The sequence below is a fragment of the Actinoplanes xinjiangensis genome (genome assembly GCF_003148685.1).
GTDB classification, from domain to species: Bacteria; Actinomycetota; Actinomycetes; order Mycobacteriales; family Micromonosporaceae; genus Actinoplanes; species Actinoplanes xinjiangensis.
In genome coordinates this window covers 377,476-399,942 of the sequence record NZ_QGGR01000002.1, presented here as the reverse complement: position 1 = coordinate 399,942, position 22,467 = coordinate 377,476, and the positions used below count along the sequence as shown (strand labels likewise).

Annotated in this window: 14 protein-coding genes; 6 read left to right on the top strand and 8 right to left on the bottom strand. The window is 71.0% G+C overall.

Going from position 1 to position 22,467, the window contains the following annotated elements; genetic code table 11:
* Positions 1-254: 254 nt before the first annotated feature.
* Both BC793_RS05300 and BC793_RS05295 read left to right on the top strand, forming a co-directional pair.
* On the top strand, positions 255-2,579 hold the full coding sequence (locus BC793_RS05300) for an IPT/TIG domain-containing protein (protein WP_109589738.1): 2,325 nt from the start codon (positions 255-257) through the stop codon (positions 2,577-2,579).
* Between the two features lie 252 nt (positions 2,580-2,831).
* Positions 2,832-5,156 (top strand): IPT/TIG domain-containing protein, encoded by a 2,325-nt coding sequence (locus BC793_RS05295; protein ID WP_109589736.1) that lies wholly within the window; start codon positions 2,832-2,834, stop codon positions 5,154-5,156.
* Positions 5,157-5,230: 74 nt separating this feature from the next.
* Here BC793_RS05295 and BC793_RS05290 read toward each other — a convergent pair whose 3' ends face one another.
* Entirely contained in the window at positions 5,231-5,995 is a 765-nt protein-coding gene (locus BC793_RS05290) for a hypothetical protein (protein WP_109589734.1), read from the bottom strand.
* 462 nt (positions 5,996-6,457) lie between these two features.
* Here BC793_RS05290 and BC793_RS05285 point away from each other — a divergent pair, with 462 nt between their 5' ends.
* Positions 6,458-8,176, top strand: coding sequence for an IPT/TIG domain-containing protein (locus BC793_RS05285; protein WP_158319200.1), 1,719 nt, complete (start codon positions 6,458-6,460; stop codon positions 8,174-8,176).
* A gap of 127 nt (positions 8,177-8,303) precedes the next feature.
* Here the strand turns inward: BC793_RS05285 and BC793_RS48720 are convergent, their stop codons facing one another.
* Positions 8,304-8,717 (bottom strand): hypothetical protein, encoded by a 414-nt coding sequence (locus BC793_RS48720; protein WP_146246188.1) that lies wholly within the window; start codon positions 8,715-8,717, stop codon positions 8,304-8,306.
* Positions 8,718-9,326: 609 nt separating this feature from the next.
* Between BC793_RS48720 and BC793_RS05275 the strand changes: the two genes are divergently transcribed.
* Entirely contained in the window at positions 9,327-9,881 is a 555-nt protein-coding gene (locus BC793_RS05275; protein WP_109589728.1) for a DUF4142 domain-containing protein, read from the top strand.
* Positions 9,882-10,045: 164 nt separating this feature from the next.
* Entirely contained in the window at positions 10,046-11,953 is a 1,908-nt protein-coding gene (locus BC793_RS05270; protein ID WP_109589726.1) for a S8 family peptidase, read from the top strand.
* Between the two features lie 64 nt (positions 11,954-12,017).
* Here the strand turns inward: BC793_RS05270 and BC793_RS05265 are convergent, their stop codons facing one another.
* A complete protein-coding gene (locus tag BC793_RS05265; RefSeq protein ID WP_109589724.1) occupies positions 12,018-12,770 on the bottom strand; it encodes a hypothetical protein in 753 nt (250 codons plus the stop codon).
* Positions 12,771-13,143: 373 nt separating this feature from the next.
* Between BC793_RS05265 and BC793_RS05260 the strand changes: the two genes are divergently transcribed.
* Positions 13,144-13,386 carry a hypothetical protein gene (locus BC793_RS05260; RefSeq protein WP_109589722.1) on the top strand — a complete coding sequence of 81 codons (243 nt, stop codon included), beginning with the start codon at positions 13,144-13,146 and terminating at the stop codon, positions 13,384-13,386.
* A gap of 65 nt (positions 13,387-13,451) precedes the next feature.
* Here the strand turns inward: BC793_RS05260 and BC793_RS05255 are convergent, their stop codons facing one another.
* The 5 genes from BC793_RS05255 to BC793_RS05230 are packed head-to-tail and all read right to left on the bottom strand — an operon-like array spanning position 13,452 to position 22,443.
* Positions 13,452-14,213, bottom strand: coding sequence for a class I SAM-dependent methyltransferase (locus tag BC793_RS05255; protein WP_109589720.1), 762 nt, complete (start codon positions 14,211-14,213; stop codon positions 13,452-13,454).
* Positions 14,214-14,245: 32 nt separating this feature from the next.
* Entirely contained in the window at positions 14,246-15,412 is a 1,167-nt protein-coding gene (locus tag BC793_RS52210) for a VWA domain-containing protein (protein WP_109589718.1), read from the bottom strand.
* Entirely contained in the window at positions 15,409-18,012 is a 2,604-nt protein-coding gene (locus BC793_RS05245; protein WP_239170104.1) for a DUF5682 family protein, read from the bottom strand. The genes BC793_RS52210 and BC793_RS05245 overlap by 4 nt, the downstream gene beginning before the upstream one ends.
* Positions 18,005-19,198 (bottom strand): ATP-binding protein, encoded by a 1,194-nt coding sequence (locus BC793_RS05240; RefSeq protein ID WP_239170105.1) that lies wholly within the window; start codon positions 19,196-19,198, stop codon positions 18,005-18,007. The genes BC793_RS05245 and BC793_RS05240 overlap by 8 nt, the downstream gene beginning before the upstream one ends.
* Positions 19,195-22,443, bottom strand: a complete 3,249-nt coding sequence (locus BC793_RS05230; RefSeq protein ID WP_239170106.1) for a DUF5691 domain-containing protein — start codon at positions 22,441-22,443, stop codon at positions 19,195-19,197. Before BC793_RS05230 ends, BC793_RS05240 begins: the two co-directional genes overlap by 4 nt.
* Positions 22,444-22,467 lie beyond the last annotated feature (24 nt).

The window sequence follows — 22,467 nt, the reverse complement described above, 5'->3', positions numbered from 1 at the left end:
CCGGTGTCTTGTCGTGGATGCGGGGCGGATCCATCGACGTGGCTGCGGCCGAGGGCCGTCTTTCCGGACGGCACGTCCCCACGCGAGACCCGGAATAGGCAATCGTCCGACATATGAGGATGTTTCCTGCTCTAGGCTACTCAACCTCCACGGATCGTTACGCTTCGGGCGAGACGGCCCGCGACGGTTCACCCGTGCGTCTGGGCCCAGCAATCCAGCGACGTGGTCCATGGGGACCCGTAGGAGGACCTCGCATGCGTAAGTCCAAGTCACGCTCCAAAGCCCGGGTGGCGGCGGCCGCCGGGTTGACCACGGGGGCGGTCGGTGCCGCTCTGCTGGTGGCCCCGTCGGCGGCGTTCGCCGCTGTCACGGTGAGTCCTCCGGTGGTGGGTGTCGGCGGGAGGGTCACCGTCGTCGACACCGACGGCGTCACCCTCACCACCGGTTCGAACACCACCGCGAACCGGGTGTTCGTCCTTACTGCACCCGGTACCGTCGCCCCGGTCTGTGCCAGCACGCTGCCGGTGGCGTCGGCCACCGTCCTGGCCGCGACCCAGACCGGGGTCACGTCCAGTGACGTGACCGATACGGTGTCGTTCGACTCGCCCGCCGGTGCCACGGCGGGTACCAACGGTCAGGCCAAGAGGTACGTGGCCTGTTTCTATGACGATGACACCACCGCCCGGCAGGGCAACCAGAACGGCTACTCGTTCTACGTGGGAACGGTTCCGGCGCTGAACCCGGCCGTGGGTCTGACCGGTGGGGGCAACACCGTCGGTATCACCACCGCGACCAATGTGTTCACCGGTGTCGCGACCATCGGCGCACAGTTCGTCACGGACAACTGTCCGACGACCTATGGTGCACCGGCTGCCGGCGTCGCGGCCACGGTCACCAGGACCGGTGACGCCGCCGCGAGTGTCGTCGTGCCGGCCAGCGTGACCTCCACGACCGCCGTCCCGACGAAGTACAACCTGTGCTTCTACAACGGCGTGGGCAGCACCGCCCCGTTCATCTCCGGATCCGTCTACACCGCCTCCCAACTGGCCCTGAGCCAGAGCACAGGCCCGTGGCAGGGTGGCAACAGCATCAACGTCACCTCTCCGAACCAGTTCCTGGCCGGCGTCGACGACCCGGGTGTGCTGTTCACCAAGGACGCGGCATGCCCGACCGACTACGACGACGACGACGCCACCAACGACAAGGTGGTCGGACCCGACTTCATCCGGAAGCTGTCCAACACCCGGTTGGCCACCAGCGTGCCGGCGAACCTCTATGCCGACCAGGACGCGATGAACACGGCTGTCGGCAGCGGTTCGTCCGTCATGTGGAATCTGTGCATCTACGCCGGCACCACGGACAGCGACAACGCCGCGTCGTCCGACCTGGTGGCGTCCAACCCCTACAAGGTGACGACGATCCAGACCGTGACCGGCATCTCTCCCAGAGCCGGTGCGGCACTGGGTGGTAGCACCGTCACGGTCACCGGCACGGCGTTCCCCACCGAGCCGGGCGCCATCACCGCGACGCTCGGTGGTACGCCGCTGACCGAGATCACGGTGTTGAGCGGTAATGCGTTCACGGCCCGCGTGCCCCGGCATGCCCCCGCCAACAACGTCTCGCTGGTCGTCACCACCGCCGGCGGTTCGGCCACCCTGCTCAACGCCTTCTCCTACACCAGCTCGCTGATCGCGACCCCCAACACGGCGCCCAACAACCGGGTCGTCGAAGTGGTCGTCCGGGGTGTGGGCTTCGAAAGCGCGCCATGGGACAACACCCTGACCACTGGGGCGCACATTTTCCTGGTCAAGGGAAGCTACAACTCCACCGACGTCGACCCCGGCGGCAGCCCGGCCAGGGCGAATCCGCCGGTTGCCGACTGCAACAAGGTGCTGGTGCTCAGCGACACCGAGGTGATCTGCAGGCTGGACCTGACGACGCGGCTCGACGCGGTCGGTACCGCTCTCATGTCCGCCGTGGCGCCGACGCCGGGTTACGGCTTCGTCACGGCGGCCGGTAGCCGACTGCTCACCGGCGACGGTAGCCCCGCATTCACCGCCTCGGATGTCGGCAAGTCCGTCATCGAGCCGGGGCATGCCACCATTCCGGTGGGAACGGTCATCACCGATGTGATCAGTGGGACCAAGGCGATCATGTCGAATGCCGCCACGGGGGTCACTGCGGCGGGAGCCGAGACCGTGCTCGCGTCCCCGATCACCCGTCCCGTCACCGTGACCGCAACGAGTAGCGCGTCCGCTGCCCTGGTGGCCGCCACGGGTACGTTCCTCGCTGCCGATCAGAACAAGTACATCATCGGTAGCCACATCACGACGGCCAGGCTGTTGAGCAATGCACCGACCGGTGCCGGCGCGAACATCGTCATGGGTGGTAACGCGTCTGGTGGCGACGCGGCCACACCGACCCCCGCTGTCATCATCGGCACCACGGTCCCCGTTCCGGAAGGGGCTTACAACCTGCAATACGTGAGCAATGCCGCCCTCAATGCGGTGGTCAATGACCCGAACTACGTGAAGAGCCAGATCTCGAGTTCCTCCACCTTCACCGTCGCCGCTTTCTGACGACAAGTGCCACCCGTGCGGTGGCCCGGAGCGCACGCTCCGGGTCACCGCACGGTTTTTTATTGCTCCCTCATGGACGTATCAGGGCCGTTGAACAGGATTGTCTGACATATGAGTATCTTACGTACTTCCCCGGATTGAATCCCCACGGATCGTTACGCTTCGGGCGAGACGGCCCGCGACGGTTCACCCGTGCGTCTGGGCCCAGCAATCCAGCGACGTGGTCCATGGGGACCCGTAGGAGGACCTCGCATGCGTAAGTCCAAGTCACGCTCCAAAGCCCGGGTGGCGGCGGCCGCCGGGTTGACCACGGGGGCGGTCGGTGCCGCTCTGCTGGTGGCCCCGTCGGCGGCGTTCGCCGCTGTCACGGTGAGTCCTCCGGTGGTGGGTGTCGGCGGGAGGGTCACCGTCGTCGACACCGACGGCGTCACCCTCACCACCGGTTCGAACACCACCGCGAACCGGGTGTTCGTCCTTACTGCACCCGGTACCGTCGCCCCGGTCTGTGCCAGCACGCTGCCGGTGGCGTCGGCCACCGTCCTGGCCGCGACCCAGACCGGGGTCACGTCCAGTGACGTGACCGATACGGTGTCGTTCGACTCGCCCGCCGGTGCCACGGCGGGTACCAACGGTCAGGCCAAGAGGTACGTGGCCTGTTTCTATGACGATGACACCACCGCCCGGCAGGGCAACCAGAACGGCTACTCGTTCTACGTGGGAACGGTTCCGGCGCTGAACCCGGCCGTGGGTCTGACCGGTGGGGGCAACACCGTCGGTATCACCACCGCGACCAATGTGTTCACCGGTGTCGCGACCATCGGCGCACAGTTCGTCACGGACAACTGTCCGACGACCTATGGTGCACCGGCTGCCGGCGTCGCGGCCACGGTCACCAGGACCGGTGACGCCGCCGCGAGTGTCGTCGTGCCGGCCAGCGTGACCTCCACGACCGCCGTCCCGACGAAGTACAACCTGTGCTTCTACAACGGCGTGGGCAGCACCGCCCCGTTCATCTCCGGATCCGTCTACACCGCCTCCCAACTGGCCCTGAGCCAGACCGTCGGCCCGTACGGCGGTGGTAACAACATCGACGTCACCTCGCCGGAGCCATTCCTGGCCGGCCTCGATGCACCGGGTGTGCTGTTCACCGCCGCGGCATGCCCCGCCGAGTACGACGACGACACGGCCGAGGTGCCGGCCGCGGCCGATCGGATCCGGAAGGTGACCAACAACCGGTTGGCGGTCACCGTGCCCTCAGGCGCCGCTGATCCCGGTACCACACTGGCTCCCTGGAACCTGTGCATCTATCAGAACTCCACCGACGACGCCGGTGCTCCCGGAGTGGTCTCCGCTCTGGTGGCGAGCTACCCGTACCGGGTCACCACCGTCCAGACCGCAGTCGGCATCTCGCCCAAGGCCGGGCCTTCGCTGGGTGGCAGCATCATCACGGTCACCGGCACCGCGTTCCCGACCGAGCCCGGCTCCATCACCGCGACGCTGGGCGGTGTGCCGCTGACCGAGATCACGCCGATCAGTGCCACGGCGTTCACCGCTCGTACCCCGCAGCGCGCGCCGGCCAACGGCGTCGCCCTGGTGACCACCACGGCGGGTGGATCGCACACCCTCCTCAACGCCTATTCGTTCACGAGTGCACTGGTGGCCAATCCCAAGACGGCCCCGAACACCCGGGCCATCGATGTGATCGTCAACGGGATCGGCTTCGAGAGCGCGGCCTGGAGTGCCACCGTCGGGACCGGGGCGCACATCTTCCTGGTCAGGGGCAACTACAGCAGTGCGGCCGTCAACGGCGCGGCCTACCGGGCCAACCCGGCGGTTGCCGACTGCGGCAAGGTGCTCGTGCTCAGTGACAGCGAGCTGGTCTGCAGGCTGGACCTGACCAAGCGGTTGGACACAGCCGGCGAGACGGTCCTCCGGGCGGCGCCGAAGTACGGGGCCGCGATCGACTTCAAGATCACCACCGGAAGCCGGGTGCTCACCGCGGGAGCCGCAACCACCTTCGACCAGAGCGACGTGGGCAAGGCAGTCATCGATACGGCTGCCACCCCGCTGATCCCGGCCGGAACAGTGATCTCGGCCGTGTACAGCGACACCGAGGCGATCATGTCCAACCCCGCCTCCGGCACCGTGAGCGCCAACGACAACACCACGATCACCGTCGCGGGTTCCACGGACACCAAGGTCGTCGCGGTGACGACCAACATCGGGGGCGGCACCGAGATGAACCTGGCGGGCATCACACCTGTCCTGACCAGCGCCACCGACGCGGGCAAGTTCATCGCCGGTACGGGCATTCCCGCTGCCGGCACGACGGTCTACACGATCGCCGGCGGGGGTGCGACCGCGGTCATGCGGAACACCGCGAACTCGGCTGACGTCGTGGCCACGGCTGCCGGCACCGTGAACGCGGTCATCAGCAGTGGATACACCGTTGTTCCCGAGGGTGCCTACAACCTGCAGTACGTGAGCAACGCGGCACTCAACGCGGTGCACGTCGATCCCAGCTATGTGCAGAGCAGCGTTTCCAGCGCCTCCACCTTCACCGTCTCCTCCTTCTGACGGCTTGCCATCAACGAACGGTGGCCCGGAGCTTCGGCTCCGGGCCACCGTTCTGGCATTTCGCGTGACGCGTATCAGCCGAGCTTGCGCCACTCCCGCTCGATGACCGCGAGGCTCTTCGCGACCGCGGGCCGGCCCCCGATCTTCGTGTCCACCACGATGACGCTGCGCTCGGCACTGGTCCGCCAGCACACCAGGAGATTCGGACGGGTCTTGGGCTCCTGCTCGTTGTAGAGCCTGAACCGCTGCGAGCACTCGACTTCTCCGTGCTTCTTGACGCCACCGGCAACCCAGCCGATCTCGCGTTGACCGCTCAGATCTCCTCGTACCGTCACGATCCGCATTGTTCCGCCCTCCTTGGCCGAGCCGACGGTGACCTCCTCGGCAGCTCGCGCGGCGGCCTCGCCGGCCGGGTTCTCCGTGCGGGCGGGCAGCGGGCGGGTGATCTCGACGCCGTCCTTGGCGGCCGCCTCGCGGGCCTTTCGCACACGTTCGGCGGGCTCCTCGAAGGAGGGTTCCGCCTTCGCCGCCTGCATGGCGCCGCCGGTCTTCCCGGTTTCCGGGGTGCCGTCCGATGTCCCGGCTGAGCCGGATGCGGATGGTCGGGGATCGACGGTGCTCGCTGAGTGCGGGGTGCCGAGCGCGGTCACCTCGCGGCGCTCGGCTTCGTTGTCCGTGGTGACGGACAGAGTCGTGAAGTAGGCACCGGATCCCAGGACCGCGGCCAGGCCGACCACGCCTGCCACCCGCTTGATGCGGGAACGCTGCGGGCGTACGAGTGCCATCGGTGCCATCGGAGTGCCGTCGTCGCCGGGCCGGTCGTCGTGGTGCATGGTCATGTCGTCTCTGCCCCTTGGGTTTCGGCTGTCCGGCCCGCCGAGTCGGGAGGCGGACCTCGAGACCCATGCTTCCAATGGGCCTGGCGAGCCGGGCTGAATCGCCGCAATCGCTAGCTGAGAGTTGCCCGAAAGCTCAATTCCACCAGTGCCCCGGCCGTGATGTGCCCCTGCGCTGAGGTGTCGTCTTGCGTATCCGGCCCTCGAGTGTGGGCACGATGTAGAGGGACCAGAAATGCATTAAACGATGTTTGTAGATGCTCATCGCATATCTCCGAGCGAAACTCGTGTTCAGGGTATTTCACCGGAAATGCCGCGTTACGCTCCTGCGAGACGGCCCGCCGTCACGACACGTGCGGGCTCACCCATCCGACGACGCGGTTCGTAGAAACCGTAGGAGGACCTCGCATGCGCAAGTCCGCATCAAGAACCGGCAGCCGGCCGTTCCGGGCTGGTGCCGCTGTGGTGGCTACGGCCGCAGCGGTCGTCGCCGGTACCGCAGCGCCCGCCTATGCGGTGGCGGGCACCATCGATCCGGACGTCGGGCCGATCGGTGGTGGCAGCACCACGATCATGACGTCGGTCGGCGCCTTCACCTCGATCACGGCCGCCTCCGGACGTTTCGTCGCCAACAGCGGCACTTGCCCGACGACGTTCGGCACCACCTCGAGCACCAACCTGGCCGCGACCGTGGTCGTCAACGACCCGGACACCGCCACCATGACGGTCCCCTCACTCGCCGCGGGAACCTACCGTGCCTGCATCTACGGCGTGACGTCCGGCGCCGTCTCGAGCACCACCCCGCTGTCGGTGAACTCGACCGACACCCTGGTGCTGAACGGCTTGAACACCGCCCCCGCGCTGAGCCCGACGATCGGCTCCACCTCGGCCGGAGTCACGATCACCGCCACCGGACTCGGGCCATACCTGGCCTCCGGCACGGCGCCCGCCGCCGTGTTCAAGTTGGCGTCGGTCGGTGCGTGTGCCACGACCTACAACACGACCTCTGCGACCGCGGCGACCACCACCACGAAGAACGTGGGCAACACGGTGGCCACCATCACCGCCCCCGCGCTGGCCGCCGGAACCTACAACCTGTGCATCTATGCGGGAACGGGCTCCGGTGCCCTGCTCGGCACCACCACGTACACCACGATGGCCGCACCGACGCTGAGTCCCAAGGCCGGCAACTCCGGTGGTACCAACACCATCACCGTGACCACGCCTTCGGCCGTCATCACCGGCGGGTCGCCTGCCGTCACCTTCACCAAGGGCAACTGCCCGTCCACCTACGCGGGTGTCACCGGTGATCACGTGCCCGCCGTGACCGTCACCAAGATCTCCACCAGCAAGGTGGCGGTCCTGGTCCCGGTCGGTGTGGTGGTCGACCCGGGTGCCTCCACCACCGCGTGGAACACCTGCCTCTTCATGAGCAATGCCGGCAACCTGATCGCGGCTCCGGCCGCCTACACCGTGGCGCCGGCGCTGGGGGCTGCCAACCCGGCCATCGTCCCGAGCGGCGGCCCGGCTCAGGGCGGCACCGACATCGTCATCACCGGCCTGACGGGCATTCCGACGGCCGAGGGCGCCACCCTCAGCGCCTCACTCGGAGGTAGCCCGCTGGAGGATGTCGCGGTTGTCGACGCGACCTCGATCAGTGGAACGACCAGCGCGCACGCGGCCGGTGAGGTCAAATTGAGCGTCACGACCGCTGCCGGTACCCAGACCAGTACCTTGGCCGAGTTCACCTACTCTTACGGCATCACCATCTCACCGACGGCCGCGGCGACGAACACCACGCCGACCATCGATGTGATGGGTGCCGGCTTCAGCAGCATCACGGGCTGGGGTTCCGCCGCGACCGGCGGTGTGGCACCGGCCACCGGCGCCTATGTGTTCCTGGTCAACAACGCCTGGTTCACCACCGCGAACAACGGCTCCGGCCTGAACGCCGGCCTGGTAACGCAGTGCACCACGCCGACGGTGATCAGTGACAACGAGCTGATCTGCACCCTGGACCTCGCCAACACGCTGAGTGCCGGCGGCCTGGTTCTGGGCGCCGACGTGCCCGACGGTGCGTACAGCCTGGTCGTGGTGAACGACATCGCGGATACGACCCTCGACCCCGCGACGCAGTACTCGCGAGTCTCGAGTGGTGCGAGCTTCACGGTGTCGGAGTACTGATCCATCGGTTCCTGAAAGCAGTGGCCCGGAGCTTCACGTTCCGGGCCACTGCTTCGTCGTCAACGCGATCTCCTCTGCACCACACTGGACGCGGCGACGCAGTGGAATACCGATCCCACATTCCGGATCAGCCCATGGCCCTCCACCGCGTGTCGAGCTTGGCCACCGCGTCCCGTGCGTCGGGTCGTCCCTCCGGGGTGACCGCGAGCACCATAACGCTCTTGTCCTGCGAAGTCCGCCAGCAGAGCAGCATGGTCGGGCGTTCACGCGGTGTGGTGTTGTTGCTGAACTGGAACTTCTGAGTGCATCGGGCGTCGCCGACCTTCTTGCCCTCGTTCGCGATCCAGAGCAGCTCCCGCTGGCCGGTCAGGTCGTACCGCGCCGAGATCGTGCGCAGCGTGCCGTTGTCCTGGAATGGCTCGGTGGCCTCGGTGACCTCGCCGACCGGGGCGGCCACGTCGGGCGCCGGCGTCCGGGCGCGCTGCACCCGGATGCCGTCCTTGGCCGCCTTCTCCCGCGCCTCCACGATCTGCTGCCTCACCGATTTACTCTCCGTGGGCTCCGCTGCCGGTGGGTTCACCGGCTGCGCCGCTCCGGTCGCGCTTCCCGTGGAGGGCGCCGAGCCACCGGCGCCGGGTGTCGGTGCCGAGCTCGAGACGGTCGGCTCTGCCGGCCCGGTGGCCCGCTGTGCGGGTTGGCCGACGGCGGTCACGTCCCGCGTCTCGGTGTCACCGTCGCCGACGATCCGACTGGTGGTGGCATATGCGCCGGCTCCGAGTAGCGCGGCCAGGCCGGTTATCCCCGCCGCCGTCCTGAGGCGGTGACGCCTCGATCGGACGAGCGGTGTGGGCGCCGCGCCTCGCGAGCCGTCGTCGCCGGGCCGGTCATCGTCATGCGTGGTCATGTCGTCCTGTCCCTCGGGTTTCGGCTGTCGGTCCGCCGGGTTCATGAGGCGGACTCCGCTATCCCATGCTGCCAACGGCAGTCACAAAACGTCTCAAATACCCCGCATTCGAAGCTGAGAGTATCCCGAGAGCCCTGGCGCCGGCCTTCCTGGGTCCACCGCGGGCAGAGCGCTTGAACGGCCTCAAAAGGCAAGAATTACTCATACCATACGCATAGGGTAATTCTGCTCGATAAGGAGACTTCTATGCTTTTCCGCCGCATGCTGACGGCTCTCGGGGTGGCCGGCCTTCTGGCCCTCGCGCCCACTCCGGTGCAGGCCGCCGGTCCCTCGCCGGAGGACGCCGCCTTTCTCGTGGCTGCGCACCAGGGTGGCCTCGCCGAGATCGCCGCGGGCCGCATCGCCTGGCAGAAGACGACGACTCCGGAGGTGAAGACCGTCGCCGGAGCCCTCATGCGCGACCACATCCGGTTGAATGCGGCGATCTATCACGAGGCTCGCAAGCTGCGGGTGTATCTACCCAGCCAGCCCACTCCGGAGCAGCAGTCGCTCATCCGCACCTACGAGGCGGCCGGCGCCGACACCTTCGACGAGCACTTCATCCTGACTCAACTCGCCGCTCACCGGGCGACCATGGAGTTGATCAGCGGGTACCTCGAGGAGGATGGCGACCCGTCCGTGAAGGCGCTCGCCCGGAGGGCCGCCCCCGTCATCGCCGCTCACCACCTGCTGTTGCGTGAGGCCGCCGAGGCCGAGGGCATTGCCGGCTATGCCGGTAAGGGCGGCCGCCCCACCCCGTAAATGCGGAGGGCGACCACTCAACCGCGCCCACCGCCGACCGATCGAACCCATCAGGAGCGGGCCCGCAGGCCCGCTCCTGATGTGCACCATTTCGTCAACCGTCTCTACAACCCCCGGGCCCGAATCTTTATCTCGTAGCCAGCCAAACGGGGGGAACGCAGTTGATGAAGGTTCAGATCCGTAAGTACGCCGTCGGTGCCGTCGCTGCGGGGGCTCTCGCCGCTGTCGGGGCTCTCGCCCTTCCGAGCGGTTCGGCGGACTGGGCGCCGGTCACTTACGGCCTGACCACGGCGCCGGAGCAGATCGTGCCGGCGACGGTCACCGAGGCGCAGCCGGCGCGGGTGGTCTCCACGACGATCGACGAGAACGGCCGGCCGGTCGTCACGGTCAAGGAGGCGACCGACAAGGCTTCCGCGATCAAGCTGGTCGAGGAGGCGCAGAAGGCGGACGGTGCGGTCGGCGTCGAGATGGACGCCCCGGTGTACGCCCTCGGTGCCCCGACCGGTTCGGACACCTACCGGGCCCAGCAGTGGGACATCCCGAAGATCCACACTGTCGAGGCGTGGCAGAAGTCGACCGGCGCCGGCGTGGTCGTCGCCGTGATCGACAGCGGTGTCGACGGCACCCACCCGGACCTGGCCGCCAACATGGTCAGCGGTCTCGACGCGACGACCGACCGGGAGGGCGCCACCACCGACCGGCACGGGCACGGCACCCACGTGGCGGGCACGATCGCCGCCGTCACCGGTAACGCGGTCGGCATCTCCGGCGTCGCCCCGGACGTCAAGATCATGCCGGTGAAGGTGCTCGGCGACAACGGCAGCGGCAACATGTCGGACACCGCCGAGGGCATCACGTGGGCCGCCGACCACGGCGCGCAGGTGATCAACATGTCGCTGGGCGGCACGCAGCAGGTCGCCGCGGTGAGCAACGCCATCTCGTACGCCCGCAGCAAGGGCGTGACCGTCATCGCCGCCGTCGGCAACAGCCGTCAGCAGGGCAGCCCCACGTCGTACCCGGCCGCCGACGCCGGTGTCATCGGTGTGGCCGCGACCGACTCGAACGACCGGGTGGGTGTCTACTCGAACGCCGGCAACTACGTCGACGTCGCCGCGCCCGGCACCGACATCCTCAGCCTCGCCCCGGGTGGCCAGTACAAGACGATGAGCGGTACCTCGATGGCGTCGCCGCACGTCGCCGCGGTCGCCGCGCTGATGAAGAGCTACCAGGGTTCGCTGACGCCGGACCAGATCGAGGCGACGCTGGAGAAGTCGGCCGTCGACCTGGGCGGTGCCGGCTTCGACAACGACTTCGGCAACGGCCGCATCGACGCGCTCGCCGCTCTGAACGCGCTGGCCCCGGCCACCACGGCCCCGACCACGCCGCCCACCAAGGCGCCGACGACCGCCCCGACCACCCCGCCGGCCACCGCGCCGGTGACCAAGGCCCCGACGACCGCCCCGACCACCCCGCCCACCAGCGCGCCGGTGACCACGGCCCCGACGACCCCGCCGGCCACCGGCACCCCGGTCAAGGCCGTTCCGGTCATCACGGCGAACACGGCCGGCGGCGAGGTCGTCCACGGCACCGCGACCAGCACCACGTTTACGGTCAAGGCCGGCGGCCAGGTGTGGTCCCGCAAGTCCGTCTCGGTCTGCGTGACCGAGGCCGGTTCCGCGCAGCTGTGCACCGCCGCCGTCACCGACGACTTCGGCGCCGTGCGGGTGGACCGTGCCGGCAAGGCGTCCTACCAGGTCGTCCTGAAGGCCGCCGCCACCGCGGCGAACGAGGCGGCGACCTCGGCGACGGTCAGCTGGAAGGTCCGTGCCGCGGTCACCGTGGTTCCCGCGACCTGGGGCCAGGCCCACATCACCCTGACCGGTGCGACCGGCCGGTCGACCGAGATCCAGCAGAAGATCGCCGGCGTCTGGCGCAAGGTCGGCGCCTACACCGCGCCGACGTCGCCGGCCAAGGCGACGCTGACCGGCCTGAGCCGCGGCCAGACCTACCGCGTGGTGGTTCCGGCCAGCACCACGATCCTCGGTGCCACCAGCGGCGAGTTCGTCGCCTGACCGATCCGCTCCGACAACCGCGGCGGGACCCCTCGGGTCCCGCCGCGGTTCGCGTCGGTGCCGGTCAGTCGAGTTTCGGCCACTCGGTCTCGATCAGCGAGGCGGAGGCGGCGATGGCCTCGGCGCCCGTCGACGACGCGGTCGAGACGACGACGACACTCCGGGACGCCGACGTACGCCAGCACATCAGGGTGGGCGGCGGACCCGGATCCCAGTCCGGTTCGTTGCTGAGCCTGGTCGTACAGCGAACGCCGTTCCCGGCCGGTGTGCCGGCGTCCAGCGCCCTGCGCAGCAGCGATTCGCCGGTGACGTCCCGCCACGAAGCCAGGACCGTCATCGTGCCGTCCTCGTAGGGCTGCTCGACCATCCTGGTCCGCTCGCTGACCCGCAGCCGTTCGCGCAGCTCCTCGATGGCGGCCGAGGCGCGGGCCTCGGCCGCGTCCGGGCTCGCCGCCCGGCTCGCCGCGCGGCTCGCCGCGATCGGCGGTGCCGGGCTCTGCTCGACGGGCACGGCATGCCTGGTGACCTTGGGGGTACGGGTCACCGGCGCGGTCTCCTCCGGCGTCGGCGCGGTCGTCGCCTCAGTCGTCTGCGGAGCCAGCGCCGCCGGTTCCGGCAGGGTCGGCTGCTGTTCGTTCATCAACCGGGTGATCAGGAACCCGGCGCCGGCCAGTGCCACGACGGCCCCGGTGATCCCGGCCGCCAGCCGTCGGCGATGTCGCGCCGCCCGGTCCGGGTCCTCCACCGACGCGGAGGCGTACAGGCCGCCCTCGGTCGTCGCGTACTCGTCGTGTTCGTGGTGCTCGTCGTAGGCCATGTCACCGTCCCGGGCCGGTCGTCTCGCCTCATGCTCCCAAAGAAAGGTACATATCGGGCGGGATTCGGTTCATCGACGAACACTGTCGGTATCTCGTCACCGGGCCGGTGCGGCACCGTGCTCCGGCCGTACCCCTCGATCGGGAATCGCCCTTGCCGCAGCATGCGGCCTGCGTCGCCGGGCTGGACCGTGCGTGACCGGGATGCAACGACCGGTGCCGATGCCCCGGCCGGGCGTCACCCGGACCGGCGAGGGGCCGGTTCGGGCGGTTGACCGTCAGCCGATGCACGCGCATCGTGTGGACACGCGGGTTCGAGGGCGGGCGGATCCGGCGGACGTCCGTCGTGCCCCGCAGCGGGGGAGGTGGCGGCACGTGACCGGCGACCAGGCGGATCACGATCCCGCCCGGCCGTCGTGGGACTGCCGAGCCTGCGGCCGGCCCTGGCCGTGCGACCCGGCCCGCGAACAGTTGGCCGGCGCCAACGGTCGCGTCGACCTGGCCGTCCTCATGTGGAACCACCTGGAGGAGGCCGCCCGGGACATGCCCCGGACGCCCGCCTCCGAACTCTTCGAACGCTTCCTGCGCTGGACCGACCGGCCCTCCGGCGCGGCCTGACCACTACCGGCCCGGCCCGCCGGCGCGGTCGTGCGCAGCCTGCGCCGATCGGGGTGGCGGGCAGGTCAGCGAAGGCCGGCGACCGCGGCGTCGGTGCCGCCTCGCCAGAGGATGCCCGCCTCCCGGAAGCCGGCCGCGCGCAGCGTCTCGACATGCCACGACACCGGCGGGGTCCACTCCTGACTGTGCTGGTCGGACGGGTAGATCCGCTGCCGCTCGGCGGCTTTCGGCGCCAGCTGGCCGTCGGCGGCGGCCAGCGCCCACCACTGTGGCCAGGAGGTGGCCGCGCCGGTCGCGTACCGGGCCTCGCGTCGCGCCCGGGCGTGATCGAGCAGTTGGCGGGACAGCTCGGGCAGGCCCTCGTCGGTCATGTGGTCGGCGTTCACGAACAGTCCGCCCGGGCGCAGCACCTCCCGGATCTCGGCGTACAGCGCGGCGACCCGCTCGGCCGGCAGCCAGTGCAGCGCCGTGGCGGTCAGGACCGCGTCGAACGGCTCCGCCGGCAGCTTCGCCCGCCAGCCCGGGTCGCCCAGGTCGGCGTCGACGACGGTCGCCCGGTCCCGCAGCGACGATCCGGCGATCGTGAGCAGCACCGGATCCTGGTCGAGGACGGTCACCTGGGCGTCGGGGAAGCGCGCCAGCGTACGCAGCGAGATGGTGCCGGTGCCGCCGGCCAGGTCGAGCAGCCGTGGTGCCTCGCCGCCGGTGACCGCGGCGACGGCCTCGAGCATCGCCGCGAATCGCTCCTCCCGGTCCGGCATGAAGGCCGCCTGCTGCCGGTCCCAGCTCTCCTGCCACTCACGATGGTTCGTCAGGTAAGCACTCATAGATCTTACGGTAGTTACATCGAGGGGATCGCTCAAGAGGTGCCCCGATCGGCGAAGGCCCGCAGATCGCGACGCTCGATCGCCGCCGCCATCAGATCCGGGAACACGTCCGGGGTGCACGCGAACGCCGGCACACCGAGTTCCGCCAGCGCGGCCGCGTTCTCGTGGTCATAGGCCGGCGCCCCCTCGTCGGAGAGCGCCAGCAGCACCACCACCTGCACACCCGCGGCCGTCATCTCGGCCACCCGGCGCAGCATGTCCTCCCGGACGCCACCCTCGTACAGGTCGCTGATCAGCACGAAGATGCTGTCCCGTGGCCGCGTGATCAGCTGCTGCGAGCAGGCGATCGCCCGGTTGATGTCGGTGCCGCCACCCAGCTGTGTGCCGAACAGCACCTCCACCGGATCGGCCAGCTGATCGGTCAGGTCGACCACCGCGGTGTCGAATACGACGAGCGAGGTCCGCAGCGACCGCATCGACGCCAGCACCGCCGCGAACACCCCGGCGAACACCACCGACGCGGCCATCGAACCGGACTGGTCGACGCAGAGCACCACGTCCCGCTGCACGGCGGTGCCCCGCCGGCCGTACCCGACCAGCCGTTCCGGGATCACCGTCCGGTGCTCCGGCACATAGTGCTTCAGGTTCGCGCGGATCGTCCGGTCCCAGTCGATGTCCGCGTGCCGCGGCCGGCTGATCCGGGCGGCCCGGCTCAGCGCGCCGGTCACCGCGGTGCGGGTCGGTTGCGCGATGCGGCGCTCCAACTGCTCCACGACGGTACGGACCACCTGCCGCGCCGTCTCCCGGGCGGCCTCCGGCATCACCCGGTTCAGGGAGAGCAGCGTGCCGACCAGGTGCACGTCCGGTTCCACCGCGGCGAGCATCTCCGGTTCCAGCAGCAGCCGGGTCAGATCGAGCCGCTCGATGGCGTCGGCCTGCATCACCTGCACCACGGTTCCCGGGAAATACTCCCGGATGTCGCCGAGCCAGCGGGCCACCTTCGGCGCCGAACCACCCAGCCCCGCCGACCGTTGTGCCGGCCGCTCGTCGGAGGCGCCGGCGTCGTAGAGCGCGGCCATCGCGGCGTCCATCGCCCCGTCCCGCCCGTCCGCCTTGCCGAGCGGCTCGTCCGCGGCTCCGCCGAGCACCAGCCGCCACCGCCGCCTGCGTTCCGCGGCCGCCTGATCCGTGTCGCTCATGCCTCCCCCGATCCGGCCACCGCCACGGCGCTTCCAGCCTCCCGGGCGCCGCCGGCCGCCACGGCGTTCCCGGCCTCCCCGGTTTGTTCGGCCGCCACGGCGCTCCTGGCCCCCTCGGTTTTTTCAGACGCCACGGCGTTCCCGGCCTCCCCGGCGTTTTCGGCCGCCACGGCGCTCCCGGGTGGGGGTCCTCCCACGCTCAGCGGGCGGCCGAGCAGCGCGCCCAGTGTCGTCAGGGGAGCAGCCGCCCGCCCCGTGTCGATCATGATCATCGGCCCGGTCCGCGCCGATCTGCCGCCGGCGATCCGCTCGCCGATGGCCCGCCGTTCCCCGGAGTCGAAACCGCCGAACGTACGCCGCAACAGCGGCAGCACACTGTCGAACGCCTCCGCCGGGATGTCCGCCAGCCAGTCGTCCACCAGCGACAACAGCGCCTCGTCATGAACCAGCAGCAGCCCGCCGCCGGACAGGAACCCCTCCACCCAGGCCGCCGCGTGCGCCGGCGGGGTGCCGACGGTCAGCGGCAGTCGCAGTCGCCGGCGCACCTCGGCGCCGTCCAGCCGCCCGGCGTCCAGCAGCAGCCGGGTCAGCCGCCCCGCCGCAAGCCCGTGCAACCCCGGCCGGGTCGCCAGCGAGCCGATGGTGGCCAGCCAGCGGTCCCGCAGCGACTCGTCGGCGAGCAGCCCGACCGCCTGATGAACGCCGTCCATGCCGTCCCGCAACTGCCGCGCCGCGTCGTCGGAGAGCGAACCGGCCGCCGACGGCAGCCCCGCACACACCCGGCCCAGCAGGCTCGCGGTCACCGTCGCCAGCCCGGCGACGTCGGTGCGGCGCACATCGCCGTACCGCAGCGTCCTGGCCAGCGCCGGAATCGCCGCCATCAGATGATGCACGTCAGCGTCCAGCGCGGCGCGGGTGTCCAGGGCGGCGAGCACCGACGGGTACGCCTCCGCGAGATCCGCGAGCAGGCACGTCTCCACCAACTCGGTGACCTCGGCCAGGGCCGACGCCTCCCGGGCACGCCGGGTGACCCGGGCGGTCGCCGCCGCCACCACGGTCGTGCCCCACATGCCGCCCTCGACCAGCCGGACCGCGAACTCCGGCTGCCACGCCAGCCGCCACTCCTCCCGGAACGTCCCGGTCCCGCGCCGGGTCGTGGCCCGCCGGCCCCAGGGCACGCCGAGAACCGTCAGCCGGTGCAGCAGCCGGCTGCGCCGCAGGTCGTTGTCCTGCCGCAGATCCAGGTCCAGGGCGCGCTCGGCGGCATCCGGTCGGAGCCGCAGCGACCGCTGCTGCGCGGTCAGATCCCGCACCAGCGGCACGGCCGGCATGTCGTCCGGCACGGCCCCGAGACGCTCGCCGACGACCAGCCTGCGGGCGATCAACTCGGACCGTAACGGCTCGCCGTCGCACATCACCGCCTCGGCGGCCTCGGTCACCTCGGCCAGCCCGGCGAGCGGCCGCCCGCGCAGCGTGGCCAGGGCTTCGGCGAGACGTACGGCTTCGATCACGTGCGCCGACGAGGTGGGCACACCCTCGGCCCGCAACACTCCGGCCGCGTCCACCAGCCAGCGGGTGACCACGTCGTCCCCGGTGGTGAACAGGTGGTGATACCAGCCCGGGGAGCGCACCCCGGCCCCGTACCCGGACCACGACGCCAGCCGCCCGTAGGTCCACGGCACCCAGGTGAACGCCACCTTCCCCTTACGCCGGCCCTTGAGCAGCGCGGTGTCGTCCTTGACCGGCACCTTCCTGAGCAGCGCCGGAACGTGCCACGCCCCGCACACCACGGCCACGTCCTCGTGCCGGCGCCGCTCCTCCCGCAGCACCGACCGCATGAAGGCCTCGCGCAGCAGATCGTCCGGATCCTCCGGCGCGTGCTCCCGGATGGCCGTCATGGCTTCGGCGATCGCCTCGAACACCGGCATCCCCCGATGCTCGACGACGTCCTCCCACCACCGCTCCGGATCGTCGTACCCGGCTGCGGCCGCCAACTCCGCGATCGGATCCACCGGCCGCATCGGCCCCGACGCGGTGTCCTCACCGTCCGGCCCGGCACCCGCGCCTGGTCCCGGTAGATGCCCACCGACGGTCTCGGGCACAGCTTCCGTCAGGTCCTCACCGGCGTTCTCCGGCCCGGCTCCCGCGCCGGCTTCCGTCAGATGCTCACCGTCGGTCTTCGGCCCGGCGCCCGGTGCCGTTCCCGAAACTCCCGCCGGCCCTTTCGCCTGTGGTGACGGGTGGACGGCTCCGTCGGCCACCGCCTCCGGCGAGGCCGCGGACGGCGCGACGCGGTAGCCGTACGGAAGATCGAAGAATCGGACGCGGACGCCGCGCCGGACCGCCCACCGGATGGCCTGCCATTCCGGGGAGAAGACCGCGAACGGCCAGAACGCCGCCCTGCCCGGGTCGTCGGTCGCGTATCCGAGCAGCGCCACCGGCGGCTCCAGACCGCCGTCCGCAGCCCACCGGACCAGGTCGTCAGCCTCCGGCGGGCCCTCGATCAGCAGCACCTCCGGCGGATGCGTGTCGAGCTCCCGCACCACCGCGCGGGCCGAGCCGGGCCCGTGGTGCCGGATCCCGTAGATCCGCTCAGGCATCGCGGGCGGCCCGGTAGAAGTCGAGCCAGCCGGACCTCTCCCGGACCACCGTCTCCAGATATTCGCGCCAGACGACCCCGTCGGACACCGGATCCTTGATCACCGCGCCGACGATGCCGGCGGCCACGTCGCCGGGGTGCAGCGTGCCGTCGCCGAAGTGGGCGGCGAGCGCCATCCCGTTCGTCACCACCGAGATGGCCTCGGCGGTCGAGAGGGTCCCGGTCGGCGACTTCAAGGTGGTACGCCCGTCCTCCGTCATCCCGGACCGCAGCTCCCGGAAGATCGTCACCACCCGGCGGATCTCCTCCATCGCGGCCGGCACCTCCGGCAGCTCCAGGGCCCGCCCTAGCTGGGCCACCCGCCGCGCGACGATCTCCACCTCGTCGTCGGCGCTGGCCGGAACCGGCAGGACCACCGTGTTGAACCGCCGCCGCAGCGCACTGGACAGTTCGTTGACACCGCGGTCCCGGTCGTTGGCGGTCGCGATCAGATTGAACCCGCGCAGCGCCTGGACCTCGGTGTTGAGTTCGGGAACCGGCAGCGACTTCTCCGACAGGACGGTGATCAGCGCGTCCTGCACGTCCGACGGCACCCGGGTCAGTTCCTCGATCCGGGCGATCGACCCGGTCCGCATGGCCCGCATGATCGGGCTCGGCACCAGCGCCGCGTCGGTTGGGCCCTCGGCGAGCAGCCGCGCATAGTTCCACCCGTAGCGGATCGCCTCCTCGGCGGTGCCGGCGGTGCCCTGCACGAGCAGCGTCGAATCACCGGAGATCGCCGCCGCGAGGTGCTCGGACACCCACGTCTTGGCGGTGCCGGGAACACCGAGCAGCAGCAGGGCCCGATCGGTCGCCAGGGTGGAGACGGCCACCTCCATGAGCCGGCGGGGTCCCACGTACTTCGGGGTGATCTTCGCGCCGTCGCCGAGCAGATAGGTGACCACGGCCTGTGGCGACAGCCGCCAGCCGGGAGGCCGGGGCCGTTCGTCGGCGGCCGCGAGCAGGGCCAGCTCCTCCGCATACTGCTCCTCGGCGTGCGGCCGCATGACCCCTGCCGGGCCCTGCCCGCCGGCGGCCCGCTCGGTGGCGGTCTGATCAGTGGCGGTCTGATCAATGGCGGACTGCTCAATGGCGGTCCGTCCACCAGCGGTCTTCTCACCGGCCGTCGGGATCGTGCCGTCGTTCACTGGAGCTCCTGAAGCATCTCGTGGCGGAAGGTGAGGGTGCGGGCCAACTCGGCCACCGGGCGTACCCGGGCCGGGTCGACGATCTGATCGAGGCGTGCGGCCAGTCGCCCGGCGAGGTCGGCGTATCCGGGTGGCATGGCCAGCCCGGCCGCCCGGCACAGTTCGCCGAGCTGCCAGGTGTGCCGGTCGGTACGAGCACGCTGCTCCACCGTCTCCAGCACGGCCACCGCCAGACCGTCCGGCCACGGCCCCGGATGCAGCCCGAGCAGCCGCTGCGCGGACCCGTCCTCGGACCGCAGCGCCGTGATGGCGAGCCGGGCCAGCACCTCCGGGGGCAATACCAGGTGCAGGTCCCACCGGACCGCCTCGCGCAGCGCCCCGCCGTCGGCGGCCAGCAGAGCCGAAGCCCACCGGGCATCCCCTTGAACGACGGCGGCCTTGGCCCACCCGTGCAGCAGCGGAACCGCCCAGTCATGCCCGCGCGCCGCCGCCAGCCACCAGGCCGGGTCGAGGTCGCGCGCGGTGAAGGCGCCGGGCCGGCTGTCGTCCGATCCGGCCGGGTCGCGATCACCCGAGGTCAAGGCCCCTGGCCGGTCTTCGGTCGGTTCGGTCGGATCGACTCCTGCCGTGGTCGCGGGAACAGCCGGGGTGCCGGGCTGTGCACGCGGCGTCCACGTCTCGAGCGGGGTGCCGGCGATGACCTCCTCGAGGAGCCAGGCGCCGACGCCGATGCCACGGACCGGTGTCGCGCCGACGCCGTCACGCCGCAGGTCGTGGTCGAGTTCGGTGGGTGGTTCGACGATCAGCCGCCCGGAGCCGTCGAGCCGGACCGCCTTCCGGGCGCGGGCGGCCATCCGCCTGCCGAGGGCCGCACCGGGCAGGTGACGCAGAAGATCGAGAGCGGCTTCGCGGACCTCTTTGCGGCGGTCGTCGAGGGCACGCTCCAGCAGCGGCTCGTCGGCGGTGGACAGGCCGGGTCCGAACGTGGCGAGGAACCGCGCCCGGTTCTCCGAGGACTCCTCGGCCCAGGTGCTCTCCAACAGCTCACGGGCCCGGCCGGGATCGGTGGCGCGCAGTGCCGTGAGGTGGCCGAGGCGTTCGGCGGTGGTCGCCGTCGTCCAGTCGCCGGTCAGGGTGGGCGCCGCCTCGTTCAGCAGCCAGCGCCAGTCGGCGCGCTGCCCGGCCAGCCAGGCGCCGCGCCGCCCGGCGACCCGCGCCACGTCGGCCCGCACCGAGGTGTTGCGGCGGCCCGCCTCCAGCAGATCGGGAAGGATCACCGGTGGCACGATGCCGCCCCGCGCCGCGGCCGCGGTCAGCCACTGAGCGAGCAGTTCCTGCTCGTGGTGGCCGCCGCCGGGCGCCCCGCCACCGAGGATCCGGGCGAGCCGGACCGCGGCGGCCGGCGGCAGGAGAGCATCCGACTCGGCCGGCGCGGGCGCCAGCGGAACCCGTCCGGTCTCCGGTTCCACCCCCGCCCGGCGGCAGGTCAGCGCCACAGCCGCCGCTTCCAGCAGTGCCGCGGCGGCTCCCTCCCCGCCGACCGCCGAACTGCCCGCCGGCCCAGTGGAGACACCCGACCCGACCGGGGAACTCTCCTCGGTGTGGGTGGCAGGGGTTGTCGGCGGTGACGTCTCCGCGGTGTGCGGGATGGAGGTTGCCGACGGTGCCTTTTCGGCGGTGCGGATGACGGGGCTTGCTGGCGGTGGCCCCTCGACGGTGTGGGTGGCCGTGGTAACCGGCAGTGAACTCCCCGCGGTGCGGGTGACAGCGGAAACAAGGTCGACTGTCAGGGCGCCGACCTGCACCGACAACGCCGACCACGGCCGACGGCCGGTGCCGACCAGGGCGGCCGTCAGCAGCTCCGGTGGCAGTTCGGCGGCGCGCCGGGAGGACGGATCCGGTGCCGGGGGCGCGGCGGGCACGAAGAGCCCATCGACCCAGGCTGCGAGGGGACGCAATCCGGCCGGTGACCACTCGGCCGCGACGGTCGCGGGGGCTGCGCCCGCCGCGGCGAACAGCCACCAGGGCGAGCGATGGCCGGGAGCGAGCGGGAGAGCGGATCCCTCCGCATCGACCAGGTGACCGTCGGACGTGGGCCGCACCGAGGAGAGGAGCATCGGTGCGTCAGACCGCCAGGGGTCGGCGGCGAGCAGGGCCGCCCACCGGGAGAGCGCCGCCCTGATGGTGCCCGCGCCGTCGGGGGAGCCGAACGGCTCGGCCGCCGAGGCGCGCTCGGCGACGATCGCCCGCAGCGGCGCCGCACCCGGATGGAAGCACAGGTCGCCGCGGAACTCGGTGCCGGGGATCAGATCGGCGGGCAGGGGCCGGCCGGGCGCGGCGAACGTCAGCACCAGGGCGAACCGCCCGTCGGCGCCGTGCAGCCACGTCCGCCGGCTGGTCAGCGCGCCGTCGTCGGTCTCCACCTGCCCGAGAACCTGCCAGCGGTCGGTGACCCGGGGACCGGCCAGCACCTCCTCGGTGGGGGTGGGGAAGCCGACGCGGGACCGGACGGTGGCGGCGAGCGCCGAATCGAGCGTGTCGAGCCGGGAGTGGCCGGCGACGAGCAGCCGCAGCAGTGCCAGCTCGCCGAGCAGCCGGTCGGCCCACTGCGGCCCGACCCCGGCGAAACCGCCGAGCCGCCGGACCGTGTTGGCCGCCCCGGTCGCCTGCGCGTCGACGAGCCGGGCCGCCATCGTCTCGAACGGCTGCGGCCCGGCCCGCCCCGCCGCGGCCAGGCCCTGCCCGATCTGGTCGTCGAGCCATCGGCGCAGCTCGGCCATACCGCCGGCGACCCGGTCGGCGCGGCCCTGAGCGCGTTTGGCCGCGGCCACCGGATCGGGCGCGGACACCGTGGACCGGGCGGCCCGAGCAGCACGAGCGGCCTGCCAGGCGGCGACAAAACCGGGGACCGGGTCAGCGGAGACGGATCCGGGGGCCGGATCAGAAGGGCCGGCCTCGACAGCCGGGTCAGCGGAGCCGGATCCGGAGGAGACGCCGGAGGCGGACCAGCGCAGCAGCAGGCCGAGCACATGCTTGCAGGGGATCTTGCGACTGGGACAGGAGCACTTGTACGCCGGCCCGGCCAGATCGGCGGCGACCTGATACCCCCGGCACAGTCCCCAGAGGATGTCGCCGGTCAGGCCGGTGGCGGTGAACTGGCCGGCGGCAGCACGCGCGTTACGCAGCGAGGCGGGATCGGGCGCGAGCGCCTCGACCTGGGCGGCGGACCATCGTTCAACGGGCACACGACGACCCTAGGCCCGGGGTAC

Bases quoted from the DNA above. Each gene is read 5' to 3' on its own strand.
- BC793_RS05300 (WP_109589738.1), top strand. From the start codon at position 255: ATGCGTAAGTCCAAGTCACGCTCCAAAGCCCGGGTGGCGGCGGCCGCC.
- BC793_RS05295 (WP_109589736.1), top strand. From the start codon at position 2,832: ATGCGTAAGTCCAAGTCACGCTCCAAAGCCCGGGTGGCGGCGGCCGCC.
- BC793_RS05290 (WP_109589734.1), bottom strand. From the start codon at position 5,995: ATGACCATGCACCACGACGACCGGCCCGGCGACGACGGCACTCCGATG.
- BC793_RS05275 (WP_109589728.1), top strand. From the start codon at position 9,327: ATGCTTTTCCGCCGCATGCTGACGGCTCTCGGGGTGGCCGGCCTTCTG.
- BC793_RS05270 (WP_109589726.1), top strand. From the start codon at position 10,046: ATGAAGGTTCAGATCCGTAAGTACGCCGTCGGTGCCGTCGCTGCGGGG.
- BC793_RS05265 (WP_109589724.1), bottom strand. From the start codon at position 12,770: ATGGCCTACGACGAGCACCACGAACACGACGAGTACGCGACGACCGAG.
- BC793_RS05255 (WP_109589720.1), bottom strand. From the start codon at position 14,213: ATGAGTGCTTACCTGACGAACCATCGTGAGTGGCAGGAGAGCTGGGAC.
- BC793_RS52210 (WP_109589718.1), bottom strand. From the start codon at position 15,412: ATGAGCGACACGGATCAGGCGGCCGCGGAACGCAGGCGGCGGTGGCGG.
- BC793_RS05245 (WP_239170104.1), bottom strand. From the start codon at position 18,012: ATGCCTGAGCGGATCTACGGGATCCGGCACCACGGGCCCGGCTCGGCC.